Raw genomic sequence first — 12236 nt, 5'->3', positions numbered from 1 at the left:
CCTGGGAGGACTGACGACCCGTCCTTTCGGCCGATGCGCTGCACGCTGCGGTCCCTAGGCTGAGAACCGTGCTCCGAGACGACCTGCGAACCCTGTGGACCGAACCCCGGCCGCCCGGCGCGCCCGCCCGGGTGCGGCGGGACTGGGCGCTGCTCGCCGCGGGCCTTGCCGGTGTGGCGCTGGAGGCCACGCTGCGCGAGAACGTCGTGTGGCGGCCGGTGGCGGTGGTGTTCGCCGTATGGCTGTGCCTGCTGCCCCTGTGGCGCCGGACCCGCCCGCTGGCGACGGTGACGCTGGCGTTCGGCTCGGTGATCCTGCTTCAGATGGCCTCGCTCGTCACCGCACCGCGCGAGTCCGTCGGCCTGTACACCGGCGTGGTCGTGCTCGTGCTGGTGTACGCGCTGCCCCGGTGGGGGTCCGGACGCGAGATCGTGCTGGGCGGCGCGGTGATCCTCGCGGCCGGCGCGCTGTGCTCCGTCACGGACGAGACCCCGGTCGTCGAAAACGTCGTGGGCTTCGTCTTCCTGTTCCTGCCCGGCGTGGTCGGGGCCGCCGTGCGGTTCCGTGTGACCGCTCGCGAGCGGCAGGTGGAGCAGGTGCGCTCCCGCGAACGCGAACAGCTCGCCCGGGAACTGCACGACACGGTGGCCCACCACGTGTCGGCCATGGTGATCATCGCCCAGGCGGGCCGGGTGCTCGCCGACATCGACCCGTCCGCCGCCGTCGAGGCGCTGGAGGGGGTCGAGGAGGAAGGGGCGCGCACGCTGGAGGAAATGCGCGCCATGGTCGCCACGCTGCGCGACCGCGGGGTCGGCGCCGAGCTGGCGCCGCCTGCCGGAGTCGCGGATCTGGAGCGCCTCGTGCGCACCCCGGGTGGTCGCCTCAGGGTCGACCTGGGGCTCGACGGCGAACTGGACGCGCTGCCCCCGGCCGTGGACGCGGCCGTCTACCGCATCGTGCAGGAGTCGGTGACCAACGCGCTGCGCCATGCGGTCGACGCGACCGAGGTCGTCGTCCGCGTCGCCGCGGAACGGCACACGGTACGGGTGAGCGTGCGCGACAACGGCCGGCGCACCGGCCGGGGCCGCGACGGATACGGACTTACCGGACTGCGCGAGCGCGCGACGCTGCTCGGCGGCACACTACGAGCCGGCCCGGGCACCGACCGGGGCTGGCATGTCGAGGCCGAACTGCCGAGAGCGAGGAACGAGAGCGGTGTCCATTCGCGTCCTCGTCGCTGACGACCAGACGATCATCCGCACCGGGTTGCGGATCATGCTGAACGCCCAGCCCGGCATCGAGGTGGTCGGCGAGGCCGCCGACGGGCAGGAAGCGGTACGTCTGGCCCGCGAACTACGCCCCGACGTCTGCCTCTTCGACATCCGCATGCCCGTGATCGACGGGCTGGAGGCCACCCGGCTGGTCGCCGGCCCGGGCGTCGCCGACCCGCTGGCCGTGGTCGTCATCACCACGTTCGACCTCGACGAGTACGTCTACGGCTCACTGCGTGCCGGCGCCCGCGGATTCCTCCTCAAGGACACGGGACCGGACCTCCTGGCCCAGGCCGTACGGTCGGCGTCCGACGGTGAGGCGCTCATCGCGCCCAGCGTCACCGTCCGTCTGCTCCGGGCGTTCGCGGACCTGCCCGCCGGCCGGCCCGCGGGCCGGCCGGTCTCCCCCGTCACCGCCCGCGAGGAGCAGGTACTCCTCGCCGTCGCCCGCGGGCTGACCAACACCGAGATCGCCGACGCGCTGCACATCAGCCTCAGCACGGTGAAGACGCATCTGGCCAGCCTGATGGCCAAACTCGGCGCCCGCAACCGGGTCGAGATCGCGATGTGGGCCTACGAAACGCGCCGTATCCTCCCCGGGACCTGAGCCGGGCGCCGGGCCATGTCCCATGAGCCCCCGTCCGGGCACGCCTCGATGATCTGGATCGAAGACCTCACCAGGACCACCCGAGGATCATGACTCGATACGCCCCCTAGGGGCGCGGGGAACGGCGCAGCCACCCCCGCCGATCCGCACCCGACACCCCACCCCTTGACCCTCCCCCCACCCGAAAATATCTTTCATACGTGACCCAAGAAGTGAAGGAAATTTTCGCGGGCGAACCCCCGCCACCCCCCGCAGCCCTCGCCGCAAAGGTCCGCACCCTGGCCCCCTCGATGACCCGCTCCATGCAGCGGGTCGCGGAGGCCGTGGCCAACGACCCCGCAGGCTGCGCGGCCCTCACGGTCACCGGCCTCGCAGAACTGACCGGCACCAGCGAGGCGACCGTCGTCCGCACGGCCCGCCTCCTCGGCTACCCCGGCTACCGCGACCTGCGCCTCGCCCTCGCCGGCCTCGCCGCCCAGCAGCAGTCGGGCCGCGCCCCCGCCGTGACGGCCGACATCGCGGTCGACGACCCGATCGCGGACGTCGTCGCCAAGCTCGCGTACGACGAGCAGCAGACGCTCGCCGACACCGCCGCCGCACTGGACACGGTGCAGCTGGGCGCGGCGGTCGGGGCGCTCGCGGCGGCCCGCCGTACCGACGTGTACGGCGTCGGCGCGTCCGGCCTCGTCGCCCAGGACCTCACACAGAAGCTGCTGCGCATCGGCCTCATAGCCCACGCGCACAACGACCCCCACCTCGCCGTGACCAACGCCGTGCAGCTGCGGGCCAAGGACGTGGCGATCGCGATCACGCACTCCGGGGCCACCGGCGACGTCATCGAGCCGTTGCGGGTCGCGTTCGAGCACGGGGCCACGACGATCGCGATCACAGGACGGCCGGACGGCCCCGTGACCCAGTACGCGGATCACATCCTCACCACGTCCACGGCCCGCGAGAGCGAGCTGCGGCCGGCGGCGATGTCGTCCCGGACGAGCCAACTACTGGTGGTGGACTGCCTGTTCATAGGGGTCGCCCAACGGACGTACGAGACGGCGGCGCCGGCGCTGTCCGCGTCGTACGAGGCGCTGGCCCACCGCCATCGGAGCACGCCGCGTTAGCGGGGCGGGGGGTTCCTCCGCGGCCCGGTGGGGGCCGGTCGCGCAGTTCCCCGTGTCCGCGTCCGCGCCCCTGAAGGGCTCCGCCCCCTGAAGACAGAAGACTGCGCCGTTCCCCGCGCCCCCGAAGCGGGACGCGGCCCCGCCCGCACCGGAAAACGCACCAGAAAGAGTCGCCGTACATGACCTCAAGCGCCGACGCCACCGACGCCCCCTCGCCCTCCGGGTACCGCGATGTGCGGTCCGAGCTGGAGGGCCTGACCACCGAGGCGTTCCGCCCCGAGCACTCCGACATCGACCGACTGCCGACGCTCGACATCGCGAAGCTCATGAACGGCGAGGACGCCACCGTGCCGACCGCCGTCGCCGCACAGCTGCCGAACATCGCGGCAGCGATCGACGCCATCGCGGAGCGCATGGGGCGCGGCGGCCGACTCGTCTACGCGGGCGCCGGCACCGCCGGCCGGCTCGGCGTGCTGGACGCCTCCGAGTGCCCGCCGACGTTCAACACGGACCCGGCCGAGGTCGTCGGGCTGATCGCGGGCGGCCCGGCCGCGATGACGACGTCGGCCGAGGGGGCGGAGGACTCCGCGGAACTGGCCGTCGCGGACCTGTCCGCGCTGAACCTCACGGCGGACGACACGGTCGTCGGCGTCTCCGCCTCGGGCCGCACCCCGTACGCGATCGGGGCCGTCGGGCACGCCCGCGCGCTCGGCGCCCTCACCGTCGGCCTGTCCTGCAACGCCGGCAGCGCGCTGGCGGCGGCGGCGGACCACGGCATCGAGGTCGTGGTGGGCCCCGAACTGCTCACGGGCTCCACCCGTCTGAAGGCGGGCACGGCGCAGAAGCTCGTCCTCAACATGCTCTCGACGATCACGATGATCCGCCTGGGCAAGACGTACGGGAACCTGATGGTCGACGTACGCGCCTCGAACGAGAAGCTGCGGGCGCGTTCCCGCCGTATCGTCGCGCTCGCCACGGGCGCCTCCGACGAGGAGATCGAGGCGGCACTGGCCGCGACGGACGGCGAGGTCAAGAACGCGATCCTCACGATCCTGGGCACAGTGGACGCCCCCACAGCAGCCCACCTCCTAAAACAAACAAACGGCCACCTACGAGAGGCCCTGACCTACCGCTCTTAGGGGCACGGGGAACGGCGCAATCTTTCGCCTTTCGCCTTCAGGGGCGCGGGGAACGGCGCAGTCCTTCGTCTTTCGCTTTTAGGGGCGCGGGGAACGCCGCAGTCTTTCGCCTTTCGCTTTTAGGGGCGCGGGGAACGGCGCAATCTTTGGCCTTGAGGGGGGCGGAGCCCCCTAGGGGCGCGGGGAACGGCGCAATCTTTGGCCTTGAGGGGGGGGCCGAGCCCCTCAGGGGCGCGGGGAACGGCGCAACCAGCCCCACCGACCCGCACCCGACACCACCCCCCCCACACTGTCAGTGGCCCGTGCGACCCTGGCCAAGCCAAGAGGAAGGGACCCCAAGACCGTGAACCACGCGCAACTGACCGCCCTGGGCAGAGCCCTCCGCGTGCTGGGCGAACACGGAGACGCCCTCTCCACCGAGATGCCGGACGCCAAGCTCCACGAGGTGAAGGCGGACCTGAAGCGCGCCCTGGACCTCCTGGACGAGACCGTCACCACCGCGGCCCCCACCACCCGCTGCGCGGAACACCCCACGGGCCCGGTGGACGAGGACGCCCCCGACCTGTGCCTGCTCTGCGAGACCCGTCGCCGCCTGGCCCGCCGCTCGAAGGTGAACGACTCGTTCCAGGGCTCCTTCCCGCAGGGCGGCCCGACCGCCCCGGACGGGAGTTCGGAACGCACCACGTCCCGTTACGGCGTCCGGGGCGACCGGCCCCAGCCCCAGCAGCGCTGGCTCCCGGAGATGTGGACCGGCCAGGCCTGGCAGCTCTGCGGCACGCCCCGCCGCGACAAGCAGGAGGCCGAGCTGTATCTCTCCGCCCAGCGCCGGAGCCCTCGCCCGAGCATGGCCTACCGCCTGGTCCACGAGTTCACGGACTACGAGGTGCTGCGCATCTGGGGCACACCGGTGAAGGTCGACATCGAACCGATGGGGAACCTCTAGAGCGCGCGCCGGTAGCCCGAGACCTCCCCGATCCACTCGACGAAGGCGCCCGGATCGAGGTCGGCCCCGTGCCCCGCGTCCCAGTAGTACGCGGTGTCGACGTCGTCACCCAGGCTCGTCAGCCGGGCCGAGAGGTTGCCCGCGACCGAGAGCGAGGTGTCGGTGTCCTTGGTGCCGAGGCGTATCCACCAGTGCTTGGCGCGGCCGCGGTTGAGGTTCTCGACGAGGTGGTGCATCGGGTTCATCAGGTCGAGCTTCGCGGGGATGTCGGCGTCCAGACGCGCGCTGTCGCCGCTCTCGTGCCGCAGGCTGTAGAGCGTGAAGTGCCGGGCCTTCGTGGTCCCCGTACCGAACAGGTTGTTCTCGGGGGTGGCCAGGGTGAAGCCGTCGAAGGACGGCGCGTTCTTCTTCCGGGTGCCCACGTGCGTGAGGAAGTCGGCCCAGGAGAAGGTGGCCCGCCCGCCGGAACCGCCGCCGGAACCGCCGCCCGACGCCCCGCCGGTCCAGGTGATGAAGGGGTTCGCGGCCAGATAGGCGGCCCGGTCCGCGTCCGGCATTGCCGCCAGGAACCGCGTGGCCGACGGCTCCAGATGCGTCCTCAGCAGGTACGCGTCCAGGTTGCGCGCGGTGAGGGCGCCGAAGCCCTTCGCCCGCAGCCCGAGCGAGGCCAGATGCTCGGCGTACGCGGCCTTCAGCTCCCCGGAGACGGCCGGATCGACCTGCGCGCCACCGCTCAGCGGGTTGCCGCCCCAGCACCACTCGTACGCCATGTCGGCGTGTTCGAGGTCGATGATCGGACACCAGGAACCGACGGCGAAGATCGCGTCGCTCGCGTCGGCCGCGCCGAGCGCCCTCAGATACGGCTCGTAGCGCGGACTGTCCCCGGACGCGCCGAGCAGGGCGGACAGGGCCCCGCCCGCGCTGACCCCGGACGAGACGATCCGCCGTACGTTCCCGGGGACGCGGCCCTCGTTGAACTTCAGGTACCGCACGGCGGCCTTCAGATCCACGATGGCGGCCGGCGCCGTGCCGTAGTAGATCCCCGAGGCGTCGACGAGCGTACGACCACGGGCGCCGGGCTCCACCACGACGTACCCGGCGGCCAGCGCGAGCGCCTGACGGCTGGTTCCGCCGCCCATCCCGGACGCGACGATGCCGGTGTTGTTCGCCACGGACGACGGCATGTACCCGCCGATGCCGTTGGCGAGGAGGATGGGTGCGCCCGAGGCGTCGACGGCCGTGCCGTCGATCCGAACCGGCACGCTGACGTTCAGGGACTGGTAGGTCGCGTCGACCGGGTCGGCCACGTAGGAGGCGACCTTGTGGAATCGGTACACGACCTCGTGGGCGACACCGCCCGTGTCCTTGACGGTGAGGGTCGACTCGGTAAAGGCGTCCGGATCGAAGACCAGATCCGCCGAAGCCCCGCTCCCCGCTCGGGCTTCCGCTCCGGCCCCGGTTCCGGCTCCGGCCCGCCGGTCCCGTGTGGCGGCCCGCGCTCCGGAGGCGAACCCGGCCGCCGTTCCCACGGTCGCCGCGGTAAGCCCCATGACCACTGCTCTGCGCTTCACGTCCGTCTCCTGTCATCAAGCACGGCTCGAAGCACCCAGTGCACCAGCCGTTCCTGAGGACTTCCCCTGCCCCTGCGGCAGCAGCACAGGGAACCGGCCACCGGCCCGAACACCCGCGTCCTGCCTGGTCCGCCGCCATACCGAGCGAATCGCCCACAAAATTGTCAGCAATTTTGGCGCAAATCTGTAGGGGCTACCGCGCCGCGACCCCGACCGTGGCGCCGACGCCCGCGTCCCCGACTTCGACATGGTTTTCGGCGCCGGGCCGACCCTCGATGAGATCGCGGCACAGACAGGTACGAACAAGGGCGGCCTCGCCCTCCAGGGGAGCGGAAAGTGCGAGAAACCCTCGTGACGCGAGAGACGCGAGTTACGCAAGCTACGCGAGAGATGCGAGAGATACGGGAAGCCTTCGCGCCCGGCGCGGTGCCCTCCCCGCCGCCCGGTTGATCAGGTCCGCGCCCCGCCCAGGGGGCTCAGCCCCACCACCGCCAGCCGGAACAACCGGTCCGCCTCCGCCGCCGGGTCCCGGCGGTGTTCCGTGGCCAGGACGATGCCGACCGCGAGCGTGATCAGGTCGGCGACCGTGACGTCCGCCGCCATCGCGCCGTCCCGCACGGCGCGGTGGAGCAGCGGACCCCCCGCCTCCTCCAACGACCGCGAGCACGAGTTCTCGTGCACCGGGTCGGCCGGGGACCCGTCGTACGTCAGCGCGGCGGCCAGCCCCCGCGCGGAGACGCAGTAGGCGACGACGTCGCCCATCCACTCCAGCAACGCGTCCCTGCTGTCACCCCGGCCCGTCAGCTCCTCCGCGCGCACGCACAACGCCTCGATCCGCGTCCGCGACACCGCCTCCAGCAGCGCGCGACGCGTCGGGAAGTGCCGGCGGACCGTCGCGGACCCGACCCCCGCGGTACGCGCGATCTGCTCCAGCGAGGCGTCGGCTCCCTGGGCGGCGACCTCTTCCTCGGCCACGGCCAGAATGCGCGCGTAGTTGCGCCTGGCGTCGGCGCGCTGATGCTCGGGCATCGGATCTCACCTCGTGCTTTGTCAAACGGCGGGCCCCGCCATATCTTAGGCGAAGAGGAAACGGCGGGCCCCGCCGTTTTGATGCGCCAGCGCCTCGGAGGAGCACCCCCATGCCCAAAACCACAGACCCAGGCCCCAACTCGGGCTCGGACGCGGGCCCGAAGTCAGACCCGGACTCCAGCTCAGACTCCGCACCCGTCCTGGTCACCGGTGCCACCGGCAGACAGGGCGGCGCCACCGCCCGCGCCCTGCTCGCGGCGGGCGTGCCCGTACGGGCGCTGGTACGCGACCCGGCCACGGCCCGCGCCAAGGCCGTCGAGGCGCTCGGCGTGGAGCTGGTCACCGGTGATCTCCACGACCGCGACTCCGTGACGCGAGCCGCGGAAGGCGTCCGCGCGGTCTTCTCCGTACAGATGCCCGGCATCACGGAGGACGGCTTCGACTTCGACGGAGAGGTGCGGCAGGGCGTCAACCTCATCGAGGGCGCCAGGGCGGCCGGGGTCTCTCAGTTCGTGCACACCTCGGTCAGCGGCGCCGGGCAGCACACCGAGGACCCCGGCTGGGCCGAGGGCCGGTGGGCGTCGACGGCGGCCACGCTGGAGGCCAAGCGGGCGATCCAGGACCGGCTCCGCGAGGCCGGCTTCCCGCGCTGGACGCTGCTCAAGCCGGGCTTCTTCATGGAGAACTTCCTCCCCTCGATGCGGTTCCTGTTCCCGCGCGGCGTCGAGGGCGGGATCGTGAGCGTCCTCAAGCCGACGACGCGTCTGTCGCTCGCCGCGGTGGACGACATCGGCGCGGCGGCCGCCGCGGCCTTCGCCGCGCCGGAACGGTTCGACCGCGTCGAGCTGGAACTGGCCAGCGACTACCTGTCGATGGCGCGGATCGCCGAGATCCTCTCCGGGGTCCTGGGTACGCGCCTGTCCGCGCCGGACATGACGGAGGAGGAGGCGCTGGCTGCGGGCATGCCGCCGATGGGGGCCTCGCACGAGCGGTTGAACGTGGTGGGTCAGCCGGGTCGTCCCGAGTACGCGACGGCCCTCGGCATCCCGCTCACCCCCTTCGAAGAGTGGGCGCGACACCACCTGCCCCCAACGGCCTGACCCCGTATGGGGGCTCCGCCTCCGCCCCCCGCTGCGCAGTTCCCCGCGCCCCTAAAAACCCTCCGGCAGACTCGGGGGCGCGGGGAACGGCGCAATCTTTTGTCTTTAGGGGTAGGGGTCGGGGTGCGAGGAACCGCGCAAACCAGCCGCCCCACTCACCCGCACCCACCATCAGCTGAGCGAGCGCAGCGCCCCCGCGTTGAACGCGTCCAGTTCGCCGAACCGCCCGCCCAGCACCTTCAGGGCCCACTCCGGGTCCTGGAGCAGCGCGCGGCCGACCGCGATCATGTCGAACTCCTCGTTCTCCAGCCGGTCGAGCAGGTCGTCGATGCCCTTGACCGGCGCGCCCTCACCGCGGAACCCCTTGAGGAAGTCCCCGTCGAGGCCGACCGAGCCGACGGTGATGACGGGCTTGCCGGTGAGCTTCTTCGTCCAGCCGGCCAGGTTCAGGTCGGAGCCGTCGAACTCCGGCAGCCAGTAGCGGCGCGTCGACGCGTGGAAGACGTCCACGCCGGCCGCGGCCAGGGGCTCCAGCAGGGACTCCAGCTCCGCCGGGGTCTCCGCGAGCCGCGCCTTGTAGACGTCCTGCTTCCACTGCGAGTAGCGGAACAGGACGGGGAAGGTCGGCGAGACGACCGCCCGCACCGCGGCCACGATCTCCGCGGCGAACTTCGTACGGGCGACGAGGTCACCGCCGTACCCGTCCGTGCGGCGGTTGGTGCCCGCCCACAGGAACTGGTCGAGCAGGTAGCCGTGCGCGCCGTGCAGCTCGACCCCGTCGAAGCCGATGCGCTCGGCGTCGGCCGCCGCGTCGGCGAAGGCCTGGACGACGTCGTCGAGGTCGGCCTGGGTCATCTCCTTGCCCTGGCCGGCGGTGCCGTCGAGGCGCAGGCCGGAGGGGCCGACCGCGGGCGCGTCCGTGAACGGCTGCTCCCCGGCCGAGCGCACCATGCCGATGTGCCAGAGCTGCGGCATGATCGTGCCGCCCGCCGCGTGCACGTCAGCCGCGACCTTCGCCCATCCCGCGAGCTGCTCCTCCCCGTGGAACCGCGGGACCCGGTCGCTGTTCCCGGCCGAGGCGTGGTCCACGTACGTGCCCTCGGTGACGATCAGACCGACACCGGCGGCGGCACGGCGCGCGTAGTACGACGCCACGTCCTCCCCCGGTACTCCGCCCGGCGAGAACTGCCGGGTCATCGGCGCCATCGCGATCCGGTTCGGAACGGTCAGACCGTTGAGGGACACGGGCCGGGAAAGAACCTCGGCGGCGCGGGAGGCGGAGGGGGCGACAGTCACGTGGGGACTCCTCGTGGGGGGAGGGGAAGGGAGCATGCATCCCATTGGGTATGTGCATGCGCATGGATAACTCCCCCGAACAACCAACTCGGCGCGCACGGCATTCCTCCGCTCCCCCACACCCCGCTGTGACCCCGGACACGGTCCGGGAAACGCCCGAGGGCGGCACCCCCACACGGGGTGCCGCCCTCGGTTCGTACAGCGGTGAACCGCCGATCCGTCTCCGGATCAGAAGTCCATGTCACCGCCCGGCATGCCGCCGCCGGCGCCGGCGCCGGCCGAAGCCTTCTCCGGCTTGTCGGCGATGACGGCCTCGGTGGTGAGGAACAGCGCGGCGATGGAGGCGGCGTTCTGCAGGGCAGAGCGCGTGACCTTCGCCGGGTCGATGATGCCTTCGGCGATCATGTCCACGTACTCACCGGTCGCGGCGTTCAGACCGTGACCGACGGGCAGGTTGCGGACCTTCTCGACGATGACGCCACCCTCGAGACCGCCGTTGACGGCGATCTGCTTGAGCGGGGCCTCCAGGGCGAGCTTCACGGCGTTCGCGCCGGTCGCCTCGTCACCCGTGAGCTCGAGCTTCTCGAACACCGAGGAAGCCTGGAGCAGAGCCACGCCACCACCGGCGACGATGCCCTCCTCGACGGCCGCCTTCGCGTTGCGAACGGCGTCCTCGATGCGGTGCTTGCGCTCCTTGAGCTCGACCTCGGTGGCGGCACCGGCCTTGATGACGGCCACGCCGCCGGCCAGCTTCGCCAGGCGCTCCTGGAGCTTCTCGCGGTCGTAGTCCGAGTCCGAGTTCTCGATCTCGGCACGGATCTGGTTGACCCGGCCCTGGACCTGGTCGGCGGAGCCGGAGCCGTCCACGATCGTGGTCTCGTCCTTGGTGATGACGACCTTGCGGGCACGGCCCAGCAGGTCCAGACCCGCGTTCTCCAGCTTCAGGCCGACCTCCTCGGAGATGACCTCGCCGCCCGTGAGGATGGCGATGTCGCCGAGCATGGCCTTGCGGCGGTCACCGAAGCCCGGAGCCTTGACGGCGACGGACTTGAAGGTGCCACGGATCTTGTTGACGACCAGCGTCGACAGCGCCTCGCCCTCGACGTCCTCGGCGATGATCAGCAGCGGCTTGCCGCCCTGCATGACCTTCTCGAGGAGCGGGAGCAGGTCCTTGACGTTGGCGATCTTCGAGTTGGCGATCAGGATGTACGGGTCGTCGAGGACGGCCTCCATACGCTCCATGTCGGTGGCGAAGTACGCCGAGATGTAGCCCTTGTCGAAGCGCATACCCTCGGTGAGCTCCAGCTCCAGACCGAAGGTCTGGGACTCCTCGACGGTGATGACGCCTTCCTTGCCGACCTTGTCCATCGCCTCGGCGATGAGCTCGCCGATCTGGGTGTCGGCGGCGGAGATGGAGGCCGTGGAAGCGATCTGCTCCTTGGTCTCGACATCCTTGGCCTGCTCAAGAAGGGCACCGGAGACGGCCTCGACGGCCTTCTCGATACCGCGCTTGAGAGCCATCGGGTTGGCACCGGCGGCTACGTTGCGCAGACCCTCGCGGACCAGCGCCTGGGCGAGCACGGTCGCCGTGGTCGTTCCGTCGCCGGCGACGTCGTCCGTCTTCTTGGCGACTTCCTTGACCAGCTCTGCGCCGATCTTCTCGTACGGGTCCTCGAGCTCGATCTCCTTGGCGATGGAAACACCATCGTTGGTGATCGTGGGGGCGCCCCACTTCTTCTCTAGGACGACGTTGCGACCCTTGGGACCAAGGGTGACCTTGACGGCGTCGGCGAGCTGGTTCATCCCGCGCTCGAGACCGCGCCGTGCCTCCTCGTCGAACGCGATGATCTTGGCCATGTGAAGTGGTCCTCCCGGACTGGGGTGGAATCTCCAGGACCGCGCCCGCGCCCGCGACGGACGGCCTGCAGACCTCGTGGTTCCTTGCCCCACCCGGCCTGCGGGCCTCACTGACCCGGTCCTCGTTGTCACTCTCACCTTCAGAGTGCTAACGCCAATGATTAGCACTCGACCCATGCGAGTGCAAGCGCCTCTCAATGATCCGCAGGTGGGAGGGGGTGAGAGGCGAGGGCGTCCGATGACCTTGAGGCCCCTCCGCCGGCCGCGACCGGCACGCGGACATGCCGAAGGGCCCGTACCCGGGA

The 12236-nt window shown here is 71.2% G+C and carries 10 protein-coding genes; 6 read left to right on the top strand and 4 right to left on the bottom strand.

Going from position 1 to position 12236, the window contains the following annotated elements; genetic code table 11:
• Positions 1 to 68: 68 nt before the first annotated feature.
• The 5 genes from IE278_RS12985 to IE278_RS12965 all read left to right on the top strand — a co-directional run bounded on the left by IE278_RS12985 (position 69) and on the right by IE278_RS12965 (position 5078).
• Positions 69 to 1241, top strand: a complete 1173-nt coding sequence (locus tag IE278_RS12985) for a sensor histidine kinase (protein ID WP_189771831.1) — start codon at positions 69 to 71, stop codon at positions 1239 to 1241.
• Positions 1216 to 1878 carry a response regulator gene (locus tag IE278_RS12980; RefSeq protein WP_189771830.1) on the top strand — a complete coding sequence of 221 codons (663 nt, stop codon included), beginning with the start codon at positions 1216 to 1218 and terminating at the stop codon, positions 1876 to 1878. The genes IE278_RS12985 and IE278_RS12980 overlap by 26 nt, the downstream gene beginning before the upstream one ends.
• Before the next feature lie 200 nt (positions 1879 to 2078).
• Positions 2079 to 2996 carry a MurR/RpiR family transcriptional regulator gene (locus IE278_RS12975; RefSeq protein WP_189771828.1) on the top strand — a complete coding sequence of 306 codons (918 nt, stop codon included), beginning with the start codon at positions 2079 to 2081 and terminating at the stop codon, positions 2994 to 2996.
• A 179-nt stretch (positions 2997 to 3175) separates the two neighbouring features.
• On the top strand, positions 3176 to 4135 hold the full coding sequence (gene murQ, locus IE278_RS12970) for an N-acetylmuramic acid 6-phosphate etherase (protein WP_189771827.1): 960 nt from the start codon (positions 3176 to 3178) through the stop codon (positions 4133 to 4135).
• 343 nt (positions 4136 to 4478) lie between these two features.
• Positions 4479 to 5078 (top strand): hypothetical protein, encoded by a 600-nt coding sequence (locus IE278_RS12965; protein ID WP_189771826.1) that lies wholly within the window; start codon positions 4479 to 4481, stop codon positions 5076 to 5078.
• Here the strand turns inward: IE278_RS12965 and IE278_RS12960 are convergent.
• The gene (locus IE278_RS12960; RefSeq protein WP_246570289.1) at positions 5075 to 6649 is read right to left on the bottom strand and encodes a subtype B tannase; all 1575 of its coding nucleotides are present in this window, start codon (positions 6647 to 6649) and stop codon (positions 5075 to 5077) included. The genes IE278_RS12965 and IE278_RS12960 overlap by 4 nt on opposite strands.
• Before the next feature lie 450 nt (positions 6650 to 7099).
• Entirely contained in the window at positions 7100 to 7678 is a 579-nt protein-coding gene (locus IE278_RS12955) for a TetR/AcrR family transcriptional regulator (protein ID WP_189771825.1), read from the bottom strand.
• Between the two features lie 110 nt (positions 7679 to 7788).
• Between IE278_RS12955 and IE278_RS12950 the strand changes: the two genes are divergently transcribed.
• Positions 7789 to 8778, top strand: a complete 990-nt coding sequence (locus IE278_RS12950) for an NmrA family NAD(P)-binding protein (protein ID WP_189771823.1) — start codon at positions 7789 to 7791, stop codon at positions 8776 to 8778.
• Between the two features lie 171 nt (positions 8779 to 8949).
• Here the strand turns inward: IE278_RS12950 and IE278_RS12945 are convergent, their stop codons facing one another.
• A complete protein-coding gene (locus IE278_RS12945; RefSeq protein ID WP_246570288.1) occupies positions 8950 to 10074 on the bottom strand; it encodes an NADH:flavin oxidoreductase in 1125 nt (374 codons plus the stop codon).
• A 228-nt stretch (positions 10075 to 10302) separates the two neighbouring features.
• Positions 10303 to 11931, bottom strand: a complete 1629-nt coding sequence (groL, locus tag IE278_RS12940) for a chaperonin GroEL (protein ID WP_107015329.1) — start codon at positions 11929 to 11931, stop codon at positions 10303 to 10305.
• Positions 11932 to 12236 lie beyond the last annotated feature (305 nt).

Source organism: Streptomyces tauricus, assembly GCF_014650955.1.
Classification (GTDB): domain Bacteria; phylum Actinomycetota; class Actinomycetes; order Streptomycetales; family Streptomycetaceae; genus Streptomyces; species Streptomyces tauricus.
The sequence above is the reverse complement of the archived record's forward strand: the minus strand, read 5'-3'. Positions and strand labels throughout refer to the sequence as shown.

Bases quoted from the DNA above. Each gene is read 5' to 3' on its own strand.
- IE278_RS12955 (WP_189771825.1), bottom strand. From the start codon at position 7,678: ATGCCCGAGCATCAGCGCGCCGACGCCAGGCGCAACTACGCGCGCATT.
- groL (WP_107015329.1), bottom strand. From the start codon at position 11,931: ATGGCCAAGATCATCGCGTTCGACGAGGAGGCACGGCGCGGTCTCGAG.
- IE278_RS12950 (WP_189771823.1), top strand. From the start codon at position 7,789: ATGCCCAAAACCACAGACCCAGGCCCCAACTCGGGCTCGGACGCGGGC.
- murQ (WP_189771827.1), top strand. From the start codon at position 3,176: ATGACCTCAAGCGCCGACGCCACCGACGCCCCCTCGCCCTCCGGGTAC.